General features: G+C 50.6%; 12 protein-coding genes, 1 tRNA gene, 3 pseudogenes and 1 other annotated feature. Of the genes and pseudogenes, 11 read left to right on the plus strand and 5 right to left on the minus strand.

Features of this window, described 5'->3' with window-relative positions:
• Nucleotides 1-12: 12 nt before the first annotated feature.
• From PVOR_RS08540 to PVOR_RS08560, 4 genes and pseudogenes are all read left to right on the plus strand, one after another.
• Nucleotides 13-924, plus strand: coding sequence for an MBL fold metallo-hydrolase (locus PVOR_RS08540; protein ID WP_234972813.1), 912 nt, complete (start codon nucleotides 13-15; stop codon nucleotides 922-924).
• Between the two features lie 448 nt (nucleotides 925-1,372).
• On the plus strand, nucleotides 1,373-2,554 hold the full coding sequence (locus PVOR_RS08550) for a glucose-1-phosphate adenylyltransferase (RefSeq protein WP_006208757.1): 1,182 nt from the start codon (nucleotides 1,373-1,375) through the stop codon (nucleotides 2,552-2,554).
• A gap of 13 nt (nucleotides 2,555-2,567) precedes the next feature.
• Nucleotides 2,568-3,671: a glucose-1-phosphate adenylyltransferase subunit GlgD gene (gene glgD / locus PVOR_RS08555; protein ID WP_006208758.1), complete on the plus strand. Its 1,104-nt coding sequence runs from the start codon at nucleotides 2,568-2,570 to the stop codon at nucleotides 3,669-3,671.
• A 39-nt stretch (nucleotides 3,672-3,710) separates the two neighbouring features.
• Nucleotides 3,711-6,156, plus strand: a pseudogene (locus PVOR_RS08560) (glycogen/starch/alpha-glucan phosphorylase).
• Between the two features lie 358 nt (nucleotides 6,157-6,514).
• Here PVOR_RS08560 and PVOR_RS08565 read toward each other — a convergent pair.
• On the minus strand, nucleotides 6,515-7,078 hold the full coding sequence (locus PVOR_RS08565; protein ID WP_006208761.1) for a phosphatidylglycerophosphatase A family protein: 564 nt from the start codon (nucleotides 7,076-7,078) through the stop codon (nucleotides 6,515-6,517).
• A gap of 169 nt (nucleotides 7,079-7,247) precedes the next feature.
• Here PVOR_RS08565 and PVOR_RS08570 point away from each other — a divergent pair, with 169 nt between their 5' ends.
• The 3 genes from PVOR_RS08570 to PVOR_RS08580 all read left to right on the plus strand — a co-directional run bounded on the left by PVOR_RS08570 (nucleotide 7,248) and on the right by PVOR_RS08580 (nucleotide 9,816).
• Nucleotides 7,248-8,306 carry a GerMN domain-containing protein gene (locus PVOR_RS08570; RefSeq protein ID WP_006208762.1) on the plus strand — a complete coding sequence of 353 codons (1,059 nt, stop codon included), beginning with the start codon at nucleotides 7,248-7,250 and terminating at the stop codon, nucleotides 8,304-8,306.
• Nucleotides 8,307-8,421: 115 nt separating this feature from the next.
• Nucleotides 8,422-9,180, plus strand: coding sequence for a ribonuclease PH (gene rph / locus PVOR_RS08575; protein WP_006208764.1), 759 nt, complete (start codon nucleotides 8,422-8,424; stop codon nucleotides 9,178-9,180).
• 3 nt (nucleotides 9,181-9,183) lie between these two features.
• A complete protein-coding gene (locus PVOR_RS08580; protein WP_006208765.1) occupies nucleotides 9,184-9,816 on the plus strand; it encodes an XTP/dITP diphosphatase in 633 nt (210 codons plus the stop codon).
• 75 nt (nucleotides 9,817-9,891) lie between these two features.
• On the opposite strand, the gene asnB is transcribed toward PVOR_RS08580, so the two are convergent.
• Nucleotides 9,892-11,736, minus strand: a complete 1,845-nt coding sequence (gene asnB, locus PVOR_RS08585) for an asparagine synthase (glutamine-hydrolyzing) (protein WP_006208766.1) — start codon at nucleotides 11,734-11,736, stop codon at nucleotides 9,892-9,894.
• Nucleotides 11,737-11,898: 162 nt separating this feature from the next.
• Between asnB and PVOR_RS08590 the strand changes: the two genes are divergently transcribed.
• Together PVOR_RS08590 and PVOR_RS08595 are read left to right on the plus strand one after the other, a co-directional pair.
• Nucleotides 11,899-12,213, plus strand: a complete 315-nt coding sequence (locus PVOR_RS08590) for a hypothetical protein (RefSeq protein ID WP_006208767.1) — start codon at nucleotides 11,899-11,901, stop codon at nucleotides 12,211-12,213.
• 53 nt (nucleotides 12,214-12,266) lie between these two features.
• A complete protein-coding gene (locus tag PVOR_RS08595; RefSeq protein WP_006208768.1) occupies nucleotides 12,267-12,632 on the plus strand; it encodes a hypothetical protein in 366 nt (121 codons plus the stop codon).
• A 95-nt stretch (nucleotides 12,633-12,727) separates the two neighbouring features.
• Here PVOR_RS08595 and PVOR_RS08600 read toward each other — a convergent pair.
• Nucleotides 12,728-13,025: pseudogene (locus PVOR_RS08600) on the minus strand (DUF4870 domain-containing protein).
• A gap of 158 nt (nucleotides 13,026-13,183) precedes the next feature.
• Between PVOR_RS08600 and PVOR_RS08605 the strand changes: the two are divergent.
• Together PVOR_RS08605 and PVOR_RS08610 are read left to right on the plus strand one after the other, a co-directional pair.
• Nucleotides 13,184-13,257: transfer RNA gene (locus tag PVOR_RS08605), tRNA-Arg, on the plus strand.
• Between the two features lie 181 nt (nucleotides 13,258-13,438).
• A complete protein-coding gene (locus PVOR_RS08610; protein ID WP_006208770.1) occupies nucleotides 13,439-13,879 on the plus strand; it encodes a hypothetical protein in 441 nt (146 codons plus the stop codon).
• Nucleotides 13,880-13,977: 98 nt separating this feature from the next.
• Here the strand turns inward: PVOR_RS08610 and PVOR_RS08615 are convergent.
• Together PVOR_RS08615 and PVOR_RS08620 are read right to left on the minus strand one after the other, a co-directional pair.
• Nucleotides 13,978-15,842 (minus strand): annotated as a pseudogene (locus PVOR_RS08615) (arginine--tRNA ligase).
• 62 nt (nucleotides 15,843-15,904) lie between these two features.
• Nucleotides 15,905-16,129 (minus strand) — a binding site (T-box leader).
• Nucleotides 16,130-16,186: 57 nt separating this feature from the next.
• A complete protein-coding gene (locus tag PVOR_RS08620) occupies nucleotides 16,187-16,951 on the minus strand; it encodes a class I SAM-dependent methyltransferase (RefSeq protein WP_006208774.1) in 765 nt (254 codons plus the stop codon).
• Nucleotides 16,952-16,999: the final 48 nt, after the last annotated feature.

Below are 16,999 nucleotides of genomic sequence, written 5' to 3' on the forward strand. Positions count from 1 at the left end.
CCTTTGCGCTGGGTGAACAGTTATGTGCTGCGGGGAGATGATGGTGTCACCATCCTTGACCCAGGCCCGCGTACGGACTCCTCGGAGCAGGAATGGCAGGCTGCGCTGGAGCAGCTCGATATCGGAATCAGCGACATCGTCTCGATTGTGCTGACTCACCATCATCCGGATCACTATGGGCTGGCCGGATGGTTTCAGGAGCGCACCGGTGCGAAGGTCTGGATGTCCGAGCGTGCCCATCAGGAAGCGATGCTGATGTGGGGCCCGGATTCTACTATGGACAGCGCGCTTCCGTCGTTCTTTGGGCTGCATGGCATGCCGGAATCCTGGCTTGACCAGCTGCCGGAGCATCTGAACAGCTTCTTCCCCCAAGTTACGCCGCAGCCGCAAGTCTCGTACATCGGGGAGGACCTGCCTTTCCGGATGGGGAGCCGGATATGGATACCGGTCCAAACCGCAGGCCATGCTCCGGGGCATCTGTCGTTCTTCCATGCCGACAGCGGCGTTCTGCTCTGCGGCGATGCCGTGCTGCCGCAAATCTCGCCCAACGTCAGCCTGCTGCCCGGCAGCGACGCCGGGCCGCTGGCGCTCTTCCTCGCAGGGCTGCGCCGCCTGCGGGAACTGCATGTCCGGACTGCGTATCCCGGACACCGCCACCCGTTCACGTATGTCCGTGAACGGATCGACACGCTCCTCGTTCATCACGAGGAGCGCCTGATGGCAATCGCCGGCATGCTGGGCGCAGCCGGACGGCTAACCGCCTTCGAGGTCTGCACCGCCCTCTTCGGCGATAAGCTCGGCATCCACCAGCTGCGCTTTGCCATGTGCGAAGCGCTTGCCCATCTTGCCGAGCTCACCGATCGCAGGGAAGCCGAGATGGTGGAACACGAGGACGGAATGTGCTATTTTTCTGTGCGGAAATAGCGGCATTCCTGATATAATCAAGACATGAATAAACCGTCTGCTTGTACGTTTGCTTCCATCATGCGTAGAAAGGGCGGTTTTTTGTTTAATAGATCAGAAGGGATACGTTGTGGAGCATCCGCTATGGGATACCCCGCAAAAAGCGTCTCGAACCGCTGCGTCTGGATGCTTGGTAGGTACATCCCCTGTAAGACAGCAGCAGAGTACATTCTTAGGATAGGAAAGCGCTTCAACTTAGGGGGATCCTTCGTTATCCGGAGTCAGAGTTTTCTAATAACCCGCATATATTTAATGTTACCTGTGCTGTATAAGCGCAAGCATTCCCTCTTGTATCATCTTTAGTCTTAATCATTGACCACCATGATCCACTCCATTACTTGGGTTTCAATCTGCAATTTTCATGTTATAGGATTCGTATCTCATAAGCCCCTGAAAAGGAGAATCTGCCATGAAGAAAAAAGATGTGGTTGCCATGCTGCTCGCAGGAGGTCAAGGCAAACGGCTGAAGGGTCTGACAAAGACACTGGCGAAGCCGGCTGTTTATTTTGGGGGTACATACCGGATTATTGATTTTCCCCTCAGCAACTGCTCCCATTCTGGAATTGACACCGTCGGTGTGCTCACGCAGTATGAGCCGCTGGTGCTGCATTCCTACATCGGTGTAGGCAGCGACTGGGATATGGACCGGCTGAATGGGGGCGTATTCGTGCTGCCGCCCCATGAACGCGAAGACGGGACTACCTGGTACCGCGGGACGGCAGATGCAATCTTCCGTAACCTCAAGTTTATTGATCAGTATGATCCCGAGCACGTCCTTATTTTATCAGGAGACCACATCTACAAGATGGATTACGACCGCATGCTGGCTTACCACAAGGAGAAGGATGCGGATTGCACCATCTCTGTCATTGAAGTCAGTCTGGACGAAGCGAAGCGATTCGGCATGGTGAATACGGATGAGAACTACCGGATTTATGAATTCGAGGAGAAGCCGGCACAGCCCAAGAGCACTACAGCTTCCATGGGCGTATATCTGTTCCGCTGGAAGCTGCTGCGATCCTACTTACTGCAGAATGCGGAGCTTCCGGGAACGAGTCATGATTTTGGCAAAGACATTCTGCCGAATATGCTGGATGACGGGAAAACGCTGTACGCCTATCCATTCGACGGGTATTGGAAGGATGTCGGCACGATCCAAAGCCTATGGGAAGCCAATATGGATCTGCTCAGCGAGAAGCCCAAGCTGGACTTAAACGATCCGTTATGGCGGATTTACACCCGGAATCCGAATCAGCCGGCAGAGTATATTTCGCCAACCGCGGTCGTGCGGAACAGCATGATTAATGAAGGCTGCACCGTATGCGGCGAGGTGGAGCACTCGGTCCTCTTTTATGGCGTTGAGATAGGGGAAGGCAGTGTCATCACCGATTCGGTTATCATGCCCAAGGTGCGTATTGGCAGCCATGTTCGCATACACCGTGCCATCGTGACCGAGGATATGGTCATTGAAGACCATACAACCATCGGTCCGCCTCCGGAAGATCCATCCCAGATCGTGCTTGTAAGCGGTAATGATGAAGACGTGCTGAAGCTGCTTCAATCGTCTTCGTCCCACATTAATCAAGGTTAGGACGGGATCGCAGATGAGAGAACTCATGGGGATTATTAATTTGGAGCATGAACGGGATGTGCTGAATGAATTGACGTATTACCGCTGCGGTGCGGCTGTGCCTTTTGCGAGCAGGTATCGCTTGATTGACTTTGTGATGTCGAACATGATGCATGCCGGCATCCAGGATATCGCGCTCTTCGTTCGCCGGAAATACCGATCCTTGATGGATCATCTCGGTGAAGGTCGTCCGTGGGATATGCATCGTAAGCGGGGCGGCTTATTCATCCTTCCACCGGATTGGAATGATGAGACGGATGTGTCCGCCGGCGAGCTGCGACATATTTATAACAATCTGGATTTCTTTGAGCGGGGGGCTGCAAAATATATCGTGCATTCCGGCAGTCAGCATATCAGTACGGTCGATTTGAACGAGGTGTATGAATACCATCTGGAGCAGGGCGCTGATGTAACACTGGTATACACAAGAGTGGATAAGCCGAGAGATGAGCATCGTTCCTGCACACACCTGGATGTCAACGAGGATGGCATCGTAACGGACATTCATTACGAACACAAGCACGATGGGGTCTACATGGAATTGTTTGTGATGGAGAAATCGTTGTTTCTTGAGATGGCGGATCATTGCATAGCCCATGGCGGCAGCAATTTCTTTCGGGATGCGATCATGCGCAACCGTCATAAGCTGAATATTGCAGGGTACGAATATCGCGGATATCATGCGGTGATCAACTCGCTTGAAAGCTATTACCGCACCAGCATGAATCTTCTCAACCCCACGGCATACAACAGCTTGTTTCGCAAGCAGTCTGTTCACACCAAAATCAAGTACGAGGTTCCGGCAAAATATTTGAACTCCGCCGATGTAAGCAATGCGCTGGTAGCCAACGGTTGTCAGATCGATGGGGAAGTCAAGAACAGCATTCTGTTTCGAGGGGTACAGGTAAAAAGAGGTGCGAGCATTCACAATTCGATTATTATGCAAAAGTGCGTTATTGGTGAAAACGTAAGGCTTGAGAACGTCATACTCGATAAAGACGTGATCATCTCGCGGGATCATAAACTTCAGGGCGATTTTCGCAAGCCCTTTGTAATTGCCAAGGACATCTCCATCTGATATCAAAAATAAAACGAGTCCGTCAGGAGGAACTTTCTTTTGTTTAACAACAAGGAAACATTCAAGCAGGTCTTTACGGAGCAATTGGTGAGTCGTTTGGGGAAGGGGCTTGAGGAAGCAGCGCCTGAGGATGTTTATAAAATACTCGGGGGCATGATCCGGGAGTATGTCGGACGGCAATGGGCGGCAGCCAATCGGACCTACCGGGATACAGCGCAGAAACAAGTATATTACTTCTCGCTGGAATTTTTGATCGGGCGGCTGATGGGAAACAATCTGCTGAATCTCGGCGTGCTGGACATGGTCCGGAGCGGTCTGCTGGAGCTGGGCTGGAATTTGGAAGAGATTGAGGAGCAGGAGCCGGATGCAGGTCTCGGCAACGGGGGGCTTGGGCGTCTTGCAGCATGCTTTCTGGATTCGCTGGCATCACTGAGTTATGCAGGCCATGGATGCGGGATTCGTTATAAGTATGGATTGTTTGAACAGAAGATTATTGATGGTTATCAGGTTGAGCTGCCTGACAATTGGCTCCAGCGGGGTAACGTCTGGGAAGAGCGGCGGGCGGACAAAGCGGTGGAAGTACGCTTCTGGGGTCATGTGGAAATCGGTATGCAGGAAGAACGAACGGTGTTTCACACGGTGGACTACGAACGTGTTCTGGCCGTCCCTTATGATGTGCCTGTGATCGGTTATGGCGAGGGGCAGGTGAATACATTGCGCCTGTGGAGCGCCGAATCGGCAACGGATTTGTCCAGAATCCGTACGGCCAATCAACATAACAGCTATTATAAATTTTTAGAATATAACAGGTCGGTTGAATCCATATCGGAATTTTTGTACCCGGATGATTCGGACTTACGAAGGCAAGCTTCTGCGGCTGAAGCAGCAGTACTTTCTCTGTTCCGCGGGGGTTCAGAGCATCCTCAGAACGTTTGACAAGCTGGGGCTGATGTATCGTGAGCTGCCGGAATATGTCGCAATTCATATTAATGATACACACCCTACACTGGTCATACCCGAGCTGATGCGGATTCTTGTTGACGACAAGGGTTTGGGTTGGGATGAGGCTTGGGACATTACGAGCCGGACCGTGTCCTATACCAATCATACCCTGCTGAGCGAAGCATTGGAAAAATGGCCGGCTGGTATGGTCAGAGAGCTGCTGCCTCGCGTTTACATGATCATTGAAGAGATCAACAAACGCTTCTGCAGCATGCTGCTGGATCGTTATCCAGGCGACCAAGAGCGTATTTCACAGCTCGCGATTGTGGAGAGCGATCAGATACGAATGGCCAATCTGGCCATCGTGGGAAGCTATCATGTGAACGGCGTAGCAGCTCTGCATACTGAACTGCTTAAGACGCAGGTGATGAAACCGCAATATGAGCTGTATCCGGAGCGGTTCAGCAACAAGACCAACGGGATTACCCACCGCCGCTGGCTCATGCACAGCAATCCGGGATTGAGCCAGCTCATCAGCGAAGGCATCGGTACCTCGTGGATCACGGATCCCGTTCAACTGATACAGCTTCAGTCATTAAAGACGGATTCTGCCTTTCAGCAAGGAATTCAGCGAATCAAACGGAGCAATAAAGAACGGCTTGCGGACTATATTGCCCATAAACAAGGGATACAGATTAATCCTGATTCGATATTTGATGTCCATGTTAAGCGGCTCCATGGCTACAAGCGGCAGCTGCTGAACATTTTGCGTGTCATCCATGCTTATAACGAGATTAAGGATCAGCCGGGGGCAGATCGTGTACCGCGTACCGTCATTTTTGGGGCGAAGGCAGCGCCGGGTTACTATTTAGCCAAAAGCATCATCAAGTTAATTAATGTCGTAGCGGATGTCGTTAATCACGATTCGGAGGTAAATGACAAACTTCAAGTGCTGTTTCTCGAGAATTATTCGGTCTCGCTTGCCGAGAAGATTATTCCCGCTGCCGATGTGAGCGAGCAGATATCAACCGCCGGCAAGGAGGCATCCGGCACGGGTAACATGAAATTTATGATGAATGGCGCATTGACCATCGGTACGCTGGATGGAGCGAATGTGGAGATGTTTGAGCTGCTGGGCAGAGATAATATGTTCCTGTTTGGTCTGGAACTTGCGGATGTGCTGGAATATTACCGGACCGGGGCGTATGTAGCCAGAGAGAGGTATGCGCAGGATTCGAGAATCGCCCGTGTGCTGGATCAATTAATATCCTCAGGCCCGTTCTGCTGTCACGAGCTGGAATTCGGTCAGATCCTGCAGTCCCTGCTGGATCACAATGATGAATTTTTTGTATTGGAGGACTTTTCCAGCTATGTTGCGACCCAGGCGGATATCGATGACGTCTATCTGAATGCCAGGGCCTGGACCGAGAAGTCAATTATCAATATTGCCCATTCGGGTCATTTCTCCAGCGACAATACCATTCACCGCTATGCATCCGACATCTGGGACATTGCTTCCGTAAAGGTCAGTATGAACAGGTAGTCTACTATTTTTCTGACAAAAAAAGAACCCCGTCATAGAGATTGGCGGGGTATCCATAAGTGCTCTATTGGATTGTTCTTCATCATAGGATATGATTGAGGCTTGCAAAAATGACTAGATAGATTTACCGTTTTATGCAATTGGACAGCCCGATTTTTCATAGCCGAAGATGAGCCTCTTTATTATAGAAGGAACTCATCTCCAAGCCTGGAGAAGCTTAGATTTCGGTAAGCGCGCTATCGTCTATGATTCTTTGAAATTACCGGGCTCCTTCGATTAGGTCAAGGTGGAGGAGTCCAATTGATAGGCGATAAAAAAGGAGATTCGCGATAGCTGCGAATCTCCTTTTTGAAATGGTTTATTCTTTGGGGAGTTCTTCGGTCGTGCCGTACAACTCGATCTCCCGGTCCGCTTGCTTGCGATGGGCGATCCGGCTGCTGGCGGCTGCGGCAACCGCACCGACGATATCGTCCAGGAAGGTATGGACCCTGCCGCTTGATTTATCATTCAATTGCTCCAGAATGCCGGGCTTGAGTTTGTCGATATACCCGTAATTGGTGAAGCCGATGCTACCGTACACGTTAACGATGGAAAATGCCAGAACCTCATCCACGCCATATAGCCCTTCATCATTGGCCAGCATTTCCTGAAGCGGAGAGATGAGGTTGCCCTCCTCCGCCAAAATATCCAGTTGGATTCCGGTCAATACCGCATTTTGCACCTCGCGTTTGCTGAGCACGGCATCCACATTTTCGATGCATTCTTCCATCGTCAAATTCGGATAGTATTTCTTTTGAAGGATCATTACCAGCTCTGCGATTTCCTCCAATTTGATTCCACGCTCATGCAGCAGGCTCCGTGTTGCTTCTGCTACCTTTTTGCTGTTCAGACTGTAAGGGATATTTGTATCGTTTTCTGCCATGATGGAACTCACCTCATTTTTGTGGGTTGATGAAGATGCTTACGACGATTGTACTTTTTCCGGCACCCCTTTGTCCAGAAAGGGCAAAACTGAGAGTTATTTTTTTGGTAAAGGGCTCGTATACATAGGAGTACAACCTGTACAAAAAAATGTTAGGGAGGAACAATACATGAAAAGTAACAAACGCAATCTTCGCAGGCTTTCCGCCGCCGGGCTGCTTGCTGTTCCGATCGTATTGTCCGGCTGTGGTGTGTTTTCCGGTAAACAATCCGAAGCGATTGACCCACCGCCTGCACAAGTGGAGAAGCAGATGCTGAATACGGCCGGATCTACAGCGGCGCAGGGCGACATTGGCACACAAACCACGGTTTATTTATCCGATACGAGAGGAATGCTGGCACCAGTAACCTTGGGGATTCCGAAGGTCGAGGGTGCCAATGAGGTGGCCGAATCCCTTGAAGTGCTTGTGAATGGAGGGCGCTACGCGGGCTTTGTTCCACAGGGCTTCCAGGCCGTGCTGCCTGCCGGTACCCAAATCAATAATGTGACGGTAGATCAGGAGAACAAACTGGCTGTTGTTGAATTTAATAAATCGTTTACGGAATATAAAGCGGCAGATGAACGAAGAATTTTGGAGGCGTTGACGTGGACGCTGACAGGACATGAAGGCATTGAGCAGATGCAGGTATGGGTGGATGGAGTCAAGCTGACGGAGATGCCGGTGAATCACACGCCGCTGGATCGTCCGCTGTCTCGTGCGATGGGCATTAATTTGCAGAAGGCAGATGATGCGTTATACTCCGCTTCCTCACCGGTTACCGTTTATTTCTCCTCATTAACGCCAGACGGGATCCAGTACTATGTACCGGTAACAAGACTTGTTCCGACCGGACAAGATGCGGTCCAGGCCGCCTTGAATGAGCTGATTCGTGGACCGCAGTATGGTGATGGACTCGTTGAAGTCATTCCGGATGACACAACCGTTGCATCCATTGAAACAGGGGAGGACGGCGCCGTAACCGTATCGCTCCAGGACAGCATGTTTGAACAGGGGGAGCAGGTTCCGACCGAGCTGCTGCAGGCTGTCGTGCTTACGGTTTCCGAAAATTCGGAAAATGCGAAGGTGAAAATCCGAATGAACGATCTGGCTGAGGTGGTTGGAACGGACAGCCGCAACTACAGTGAGCCAGTAAGCCGTCCGGAATTTATTAACGAAATTTCGATCTGACGATTTTATCGCTTTGTTTGACAAGATGCACCCCAAAAAGGTGCTTTTGTGCCTGCACTTTGGTAGAATAGGGAATGCTAATCAGGATTGCGATAAGAAGTAGGAGGCAGAAAACATGAGATCTAACGGACGTAAGAGCGATGAGCTTCGACCGATGAATTTATCGACCCATGTGAATAAATATGCGGAAGGCTCCGTGTACATCGAAATGGGAGACACCAAGGTGCTGATTACGGCAACCGTGGATGAGAAAGTTCCCCCGTTTCTGAAAGGACAAGGAAAGGGCTGGGTGACGGCTGAATATTCAATGCTGCCGCGCGCAACACAATCTCGGAATCAGCGGGAAGCCAATCGCGGTAAACTCACTGGCCGGACGATGGAAATTCAGCGGCTGATCGGCAGAGCGCTCAGGTCTGTTGTGAATCTGTATGCTCTTGGCGAGCGGACAATTACGCTGGACTGCGATGTGATCCAGGCGGATGGCGGAACGCGGACCACCTCCATAACAGGAGCATTTGTAGCCCTGGCCATAGCGGTAAATAAAATTGCAGAACAACATAAACTCGCAGTATTTCCGATCACGGATTACTTGGCATCGATTAGTGTGGGTATCGCTGGAGGACAGGCGCTGCTGGACCTGAACTATGAAGAAGATTCCAAAGCGAAGGTGGATATGAATCTGGTTATGACCGGAGGGGGTAAATTCGTTGAGGTTCAAGGAACCGGCGAAGAAAGCCCATTCTCGCGCGAGGAGCTGGATCAGATTCTGGAGCTTGGGGAAAAAGGAATCCGCGAGCTGATCGAGCGTCAACAGGAAGCACTCGGACCCATTGCAGCCAAAATCGGTTCCGTGAATGCGGGAACTGGAGTCTAAGATATGACGCTGACACTTGGGGATACTCTCATTGTAGCTACCCGCAATCAGGGGAAAGTGAAGGAATTTGCACATGCTTTTGCTGCGCTTGGCGTGGAAGTCAAGAGTATGTACGATTACCCTGAATTGCCTGATGTCGTTGAAGATGGAGTTACCTTCGCAGCCAATGCATTCAAGAAAGCCAAAGCGGTCGGTGATGCACTGGGATTGCCTGTGCTTGCAGATGATTCCGGATTATGCGTGGATGCGCTGGACGGCGCTCCGGGTGTATATTCCGCAAGGTATGCAGGTGAGCATGGCGCGGATGATGATAATAACGAGAAGCTGATCGGCGAGCTGGAGCAATTAAGACTGGGTGAGGACACCGAGCAGCCCTTGTTAAGCCCGGCCCGATTCGTCTGCGTGCTGGTGCTGTACGATCCGGTTTCAGGAGAAAAGCTGGAGGCGGAAGGGCATGTCGAAGGGTGGATCACTTCCGATCCATCCGGAAGCGGCGGTTTCGGGTACGATCCGCTGTTCTACTTGCCAAGCCATGAGAAAACGATGGCAGAGCTTTCCCTGGAGGAGAAGCAGTTAATCAGTCACCGCGGAGAAGCCCTTCGCAAGCTGGTTGCGTATCTGCAGGCGTTGAGCTGAATCGAGATGATTGCAAAAAGAAACCATACCGGCGTGAGCGGGTATGGTTTCTTTGTTTTTTCAGTAGAATAAGATTTAACGTATGGATACGTTATATTCTTTAAGCCAGAAATGAACCTGGGCCAGGTAGGCAAACAGCTGCGGGCCGGACATCAATTGACCGAACCAAGGGAGATTGGAGGACGCGTCCGGAGAAGAGGCCAGCTCCCGTATCCGCGCAGTATCAATGAGCGGAAGCAGCGGAGATGTGCCATCATCCAGTATGGACAGTACCTGCGCTTTGACGGCGGTCAGGTAGTTCGGATTGTGGGTTTTGGGATACGGACTTTTTTTGCGGTACAGGACATCATCCGGGAGCACGCCCTCCAGCGCCTTGCGCAGAATGCCCTTTTCACGGTCGCCTGCTGTTTTGATGTTCCATGGGATGTTCCACACATAATCGATCAGACGATGATCGGTATAAGGCACACGGACCTCCAGTCCGACGCCCATACTCATCCGGTCCTTGCGATCCAGCAGGGTTGGCATAAAGCGGGTGATGTTGAGGTAGGACATAACCCGCATTTTGGCTTGCTGGCCAGTCTCGCCGCCCAGCTTAGGGACTTCAGCTACCGCATCCGAATAGCGGTCTCCCAGGTATTCCAGGGGTCTGATCCAGTCCCGGATTTCGGCAGACAGAAGTCCGGCTCTCATGTCCGGAGCGACCGACCATGGGAATGTGCCGGAGTTCAGCATGTCTTCCCGGTGAAACCAAGGATACCCGCCAAATATTTCATCGGCAGCTTCGCCCGATATGGCAACGGTGGCGCCTTTTTTGATCTCTCGGCAGAAGAGGAGCAGCGATGCATCAACGTCGGCCATGCCGGGCAGGTCGCGCTTTTGCGTGGAGGTATCCAGCGCCTCAACCAATTCGGGAGTATCGAATTCAATCCAGTGATGGTTCGTCCCAAGCTCATCGTGCATCCGTTGAATCCATGGCGCATCTGCGCCAGGCTGGAAGGAATGGGACTGAAAGTGCTTGTTGTTGTCCACATAATCGACAGAGTAGGTATGCACTTGTCCTTGGCCCGTCCGCTTATAGTAATCGACGGCAAGGGAAGAAAGCGCACTGGAATCAAGCCCCCCGGATAAAAGGGAGCAGACCGGCACGTCAGATACCAGCTGACGCTCTACCGTATCCCGGAGGAGATCGCGCAAGTAGCTTGCCGTTTGGTCTACATCATCCTCATGCGGTTTGCTTTCCAGCTTCCAATAGGTGTATTTGCGCAACCCTTCCCGGTTAAATATCATCGCCATGCCAGGGCGGAGTTCGGAGATGTCTTTATAGACGCCATGCCCCGGGGTCCGTGCAGGACCGATAATGAACACTTCGGCAAGTCCTTCAGCACCGACCACGGGCTCCACCTTCGGATGCTGCAGCAGTGCTTTGGGTTCAGAGCCGAAAACCAAGGTTCCGTCGATGTAGCTGTAGAACAAGGGTTTTACTCCCACCCGGTCCCGTGCCAGAAACACTTGTTCCTGCGCACTGTCCCAAATGGCAAAGGCAAATATTCCATTGAGGCGTTCCAAACACTCGGGGCCCCATTCGATATAGGAGACTAACAACACTTCCGTATCACACTTGGTATTGAAACGATGTCCGCGTCGTATCAATTCGTCTTTAAGCTCAGCAGCATTATATAATTCCCCGTTGTATACAATGGCGTAGACTTCCTCTTCCTGATGAATGATCATCGGCTGAGCTCCATTTTCGGGGTCGATCACGCTGAGTCTTCGGTGTCCAAATGCGCACGGGTTGGAAATCCAGGTGCCGGATCCGTCAGGTCCGCGGTGAGCCAAACTTTCTGTCATTTTTACCAGCAGCTGCGAATCCTGCGTCAAATCGCCGCTCCATTGTATAAAACCGGTTATTCCGCACATGACGGTTCATCCTCTCTTTGTCTTTGTCATACGCTGTCCCAACTTTTTAATCCTACGTCGCCAAAGTGATACAGATATATGCCGAAGGAAGGCATAAAATGTCTGTCCTTTTACGAAAACTAAGAAAGAGGACGAATTTCAAAGCAAAGGAGAGAAGCGTCCATGGATAAGTCAACCTATTACGTCTCCGTGCAAAGCCGTTCTGTGTTGACTCAGCAGGGGGCAAGCCCTTATGAATGGGAGATCGAAGCTACGCCGGAAGAGGCTGATCAAGTCCGGATTGAGCTGGATATGATGCAGGAGAAGGAAGAAGAAGCACTTGGATACATGTTTCCTTGGCCGGATACGCCGCAACAAAGCTCCAATGCCCTGTTTCAATCTTCCTTGGATAATGTGTACCGGACGATATATCAGTTGGGTACGCCGGCAACGCGTCAGCAGATGGAGGAGCTGCGATTGCTCTCCGATATGACGTGAAAATAAAAAAGGATTGTGCAGAAGCCTGCACATCCCATGAAGGAGAATGCATGATGTACGCAATTAGAGACGCAAAAATTCGACGGATTACCGAAGTTAACGGTGCGCCATGCGCCGAGGTGGAGGTATATCCTGAAGCGGAGGGAGAAAGCGCATTGCTGGCTTACCTGACGCCATCGTCTCCGCTGGGAGGCTACGAACTGGTGAGAATCGTCCGGAGCAACGCCAGCATGGAGCTCGACTGGTTTGATAACAGCATGCATGATGCTTTTGTGGATGCTACGGACGAAGCGTTCGAGAATAGTGTTCATTCCACGGCCGAGGAGGATCGGGATACCTTTAAACAGCAGCTCCTCTCGACCGGTCAATTGTACGAGCAGTTGAATCAGCGGCTCAGCGAAGGACCTCAGTATTTTTAGGGGTTAGGAAAAAGATTGGCAAAGTTCTTTGGAAGCCTAGACAAGAAGGGCCATGCAGCATGATAGCTGCATGGCCCTTCAATCATCTGATGTGTTTAGTAAGCCGTTTCCCGCAATACTTGAATGCCCATGATGATGTTATATACAAATGCTCCGAAGTAGATGATCCCGAACAGGATGAGATACCCGATAATGGAGCCGAAGGACCCCGAGGTTACGGCCATATAGATCATGGGTATCGCTGCGATAACCGGGAATACGTGCGAGAATAATGCACGGCGGGCGTGCTTGGCAACGTAGGCGTCCGGAGACAGAATCCACACGATGAGGGGGAGAAGAAACGGCGACAAAAAAGATGCTGAAATACGATAAAGAGGACAGAAGCTGTCTCATGGTATCACACTCCTAAAGTCATTCTGATGATATACATATTACCCAGTAAGCGCGTTCCTGATTCTGTAATGAGGGTATTCAAAAAAAGTTCTTTAAAAAATGCCGAATATGCGATATAATATACTTCGTTACTGTTTTAAAGCATTTCATACATATATGTCCCAGTAGCTCAGCTGGATAGAGCAACGGCCTTCTAAGCCGTCGGTCAGGGGTTCGAATCCCTTCTGGGACGTAAAAGAGGCACCGCCATTTATGGCGGTGTTTTTGTGTCCAATCAAGGACCGCCTTTCTTGCAAATGAAGGATATCCATGACACGATTAGTTTATGTTTTGAGAAGACCTGACTTCATAATCATTTCATCTTATAATAGAAGAAAAAATATTTTCGTATATATATTGAGGAGGCATCAAGCATGCAGCTTACTAAAATATCACAGAATACCGCTATCTTATTGGAGCACGCCAGAAAATCGGGACTCACCTCCTCTGAATTGCTGGAGGCAGTACGCTCGGGAGAGAATGAGAGATTTCAGATTGCTCAGAATGGTCATTTTCATTACGGGGAACTGTTCGCCTATGCGGGAGAGCATGGGGAAGATTTGGAAAAAGCCGTTATCGAGGGCTACAAAATTACGTTTAATACCCGAAACGGTCTGAAAATATGGCTGGAGGAAACCTTTCACCTCAGCTCGGAATCCGACTTCCGTGTGGGTGAGGGAATCATTGAGGGGTTAAAGCTCAAGGAGGAGCAGTTGGCTCGCTTGAAGGAGGCACTGGCTGTCAACTGGACTCTTCGGGAAGAGCCAGCAACGGATGGAGTTCAGGTCAGACTGACCGTCAGAGGGCTGCAATAAAGGAAAAAAGCCGCCCATTCTTATTCTTGTTGAATAAGAATGGGCGGCTTTTTTAAAGAAACTACAGCTGCATTCAGGAACCTCCCACAGAGTTTCCTTTACATCCGGCTCGGCGTTGGCAATCCCAACACTTCCAAAGCTTCGCCAAGGGTATCCTTAAACAGCGAAGTGAGCCATATCCGGAAACGCTGTACGTCTGCCTCGGCTTTCAGAATCGGACATGCCGAATAAAAATTGTTGAACAAGGAGCACAGCTCATACGCGAAGTTGCAGATGGCGCTTGGGGATAGCTCTCGTCCGGCAGCATAAAGGGTATCATGCCAGGTGCTGATATGCCTCAGCAGCGCATGCTCTGCTTTTTCCATGTCAGGGAAGTGAGCAGGCATAGAGGACAAGACACCGGCATCCTGCGCTTTATTGAGAACACTAAGTGCACGCGCGTAGGAATAGAGCAGGTAGACTCCCGTATTTCCCGAAATTTCCGTGGCCTGTTTCAGATCGAACACAACCTCGGTTTGCAGTGCAAAGCGAAGCAGATAGTAACGGATGGAGGCTGCTGCTATCGCATGGCTGGACAATCCGTTTTTATCCGAACGGGTCTCTTCGATGACATTGGCTACTTGCTGGATAAGCTCGGTAATTTTGATCCCGATCCCTTGACGTCCGGACATGGCATAGGACGCCTTTCCGTCGGAAGTGTCGATTCCAAGATCCGCTGCTGCCGAAGGACTGAGTGAAACCACGCCGTAACTGACATGTCGAAGGTTCAGGGCTTCTTCGTTGAATCCCAAGCCTTCCAGTGCCTGCTTCACCATCAGCTGTGGGTACTGCTGCCTGTAATCAATGACATTGATAACCATATCGGCTTTGCCATATGCCTGCTGTTCACCCTGAGTGCTCGTGGTCCAAACATCTTCGGTCGAATTTTGTATATACAAAATCATTGGAGAGCAGTCCGTATTTCCACAAATGATAAGCAATATCTTTGGCGGTGTAAGTCAAAATGCCATTAGAGCGTACCAGCACTTTGTCCATGCTGTGCTCGGAATCGGGATCGTCTGCCTTATCTCCCCCTAATTGTTTGAGCACCCAGCAGCCTGCCAGCTTACCCTCGGTTTCCTGATGGAACAGCGAGGTGTTCTTCAACAATTCGAAGGCGGAATCCCAAAATCCCTCTCTGACAATGCTGCTCTCCCATACCAGAAGGTCGTATCCAATGCCAAACTGCTTCTATTTCTTCAAGATGCTCTTTAACGATTCTTTCAGCTACGAGCAATCCGATCCAGGAAAGATTCTGATGTCCCTCCTCCAATGCGTGGAGAACTTCCGTCCGATGTTGAACCAGTGCAGGTTCTCTTTCGTATGCTTTATTCGTGCTCGAATACACATCCCAGCAGTAATCACCGAATCTGGCATGTTCCTTGGACAGCGGGGTATGGAGCATTCCAACAACCGTATCCGCCAGCTGATTGCCAAGATCGTCGATATAATTATGCGCCTCCACCTTATAGCCAAGCTTTCTCATCAGCCGGACCAGCGTATCCCCGATACAGGAATTCCGTAAATGACCGATATGCGCAGATTTGTTCGGATTGATGGAGGTGTGCTCGATAACAATCTTTTCATGGGTCGCCGGCGGCAGTTCAAATGGGTGGTTGGCCCACGCTTCCCAGTCGATGTGCAGATTGATAAAACCTGGAGCCACGACCTCCGTGGCAAAGACCAGTTGTTTGAAGGGAACATCCTGCTCAAGCTCTGTTTTAATTAACTCGGCAATGTGCAGGGGAGCCTTACGAAGCAGCTTGGCAAGCTGCATTGCGATGTTGGTTGCATAATCCCCGTGCTCCATGCTGGAGGGCTGCTCGACCCGGACTGGGATGGATTCCGGCAGCTTGATGCCGAAAGAGTCACACACCTGGATTGCTGCTTGTTGAACACTGGTAATCATTAATTGACTTAACACGGTAAATCCCCCTTTGAAAAAATAAGAATACCTCGGAAAAATAAAAAAAGCCCTCATCTCAATAAAGAGACGAGGACTTGTGCTCGCGGTACCACTCTTGTTGTTAAACCGGCAAGGGTTCAACCACCTTCATACAATAACGGTGTAAGCCGGGGCTTCCTACAATCCTTCAATTCGGAAGACCATCTCCTGGGTCCGTTTCACGGCCGACTTTGTACCGGTTTCCACCCTCCCGGCTCGCTTGGACTAAAGTCTGAAGCAGTTACTCTCCCAATCAACGAAAATCACATTTTCAAGTTTTTCATATTATAACCAATCTATTTAGAAAATCAACCATAAAATTGTTAAAGCTTCTCCGCAATGATACGCAAGCGCTTATAATCTGCGTAGTAGGCATCCTCATGCCAGAGCGTGTCGTAGCTTATTTGGCTGATGCGGGCAATTGCATGCTCCCTTTCTTCAGCTGTAAATCCGGTAAAGAAATGATCGCCAAAATGCAGGAGCCAATACCGAACCCCCTCCTTGCCCTCAGACAGCTTGGTAGGACGGTCATAATGATGTGCCATACGGACCCGGAACCCTTGGGCTTCCAGCAGAGTCGCATATTCTGCCACACTAGGAAAATACCACGGATTTCGTGTGTCCGCATCGATTCCATAATGGTCGGCGAATACAGTTCTTAGGGCTTCATAGATCGTTTCAATATTGCCTTGTCCTCCAAATTCGGCGACGAATCGGCCGCCGCTCCTTAGTGCGCCATGCACAGAGCGGACTGCACCTGCAGCATTCTTCATCCAGTGCAGCGCCGCATTGGAGAAGACAGCATCATAAGGTGCTTCGACCGTGAAGTTTTCGCCATTTCCAACGCGGAATGCAAGGCTTTTATACTTAGTTTGGGCCTGCTCAATCATCTCCACGGCTGAGTCCATACCGGTCACGTATGCACCGGCCGTAGATATTTCATAAGCCAAATCACCGGTCCCGCACCCAAGGTCGAGAATCCGCTCGCCGGCTCGAGGCGCCAGAAGCTCTGCCAAACCTTTTCCATAAGCTGAAACAAACGACAACTGCCGATCGTAATCCCGAGGCTTCCATATTTGCTCCGACATCGTAAGACTCCCCCCTTTTTTATGAATAACCTCATTGTGACAGGTTTT

The sequence above is a fragment of the Paenibacillus vortex V453 genome (assembly GCF_000193415.1).
Classification (GTDB): domain Bacteria; phylum Bacillota; class Bacilli; order Paenibacillales; family Paenibacillaceae; genus Paenibacillus_AQ; species Paenibacillus_AQ glucanolyticus.

What these genes read in the sequence shown, in the direction of transcription:
- PVOR_RS08550 (WP_006208757.1), top strand. Translation starts at nt 1,373, where the DNA reads ATGAAGAAAAAAGATGTGGTTGCCATGCTGCTCGCAGGAGGTCAAGGC.
- glgD (WP_006208758.1), top strand. Translation starts at nt 2,568, where the DNA reads ATGAGAGAACTCATGGGGATTATTAATTTGGAGCATGAACGGGATGTG.
- PVOR_RS08565 (WP_006208761.1), bottom strand. Translation starts at nt 7,078, where the DNA reads ATGGCAGAAAACGATACAAATATCCCTTACAGTCTGAACAGCAAAAAG.
- PVOR_RS08570 (WP_006208762.1), top strand. Translation starts at nt 7,248, where the DNA reads ATGAAAAGTAACAAACGCAATCTTCGCAGGCTTTCCGCCGCCGGGCTG.
- rph (WP_006208764.1), top strand. Translation starts at nt 8,422, where the DNA reads ATGAGATCTAACGGACGTAAGAGCGATGAGCTTCGACCGATGAATTTA.
- PVOR_RS08580 (WP_006208765.1), top strand. Translation starts at nt 9,184, where the DNA reads ATGACGCTGACACTTGGGGATACTCTCATTGTAGCTACCCGCAATCAG.
- asnB (WP_006208766.1), bottom strand. Translation starts at nt 11,736, where the DNA reads ATGTGCGGAATAACCGGTTTTATACAATGGAGCGGCGATTTGACGCAG.
- PVOR_RS08590 (WP_006208767.1), top strand. Translation starts at nt 11,899, where the DNA reads ATGGATAAGTCAACCTATTACGTCTCCGTGCAAAGCCGTTCTGTGTTG.
- PVOR_RS08595 (WP_006208768.1), top strand. Translation starts at nt 12,267, where the DNA reads ATGTACGCAATTAGAGACGCAAAAATTCGACGGATTACCGAAGTTAAC.
- PVOR_RS08610 (WP_006208770.1), top strand. Translation starts at nt 13,439, where the DNA reads ATGCAGCTTACTAAAATATCACAGAATACCGCTATCTTATTGGAGCAC.
- PVOR_RS08620 (WP_006208774.1), bottom strand. Translation starts at nt 16,951, where the DNA reads ATGTCGGAGCAAATATGGAAGCCTCGGGATTACGATCGGCAGTTGTCG.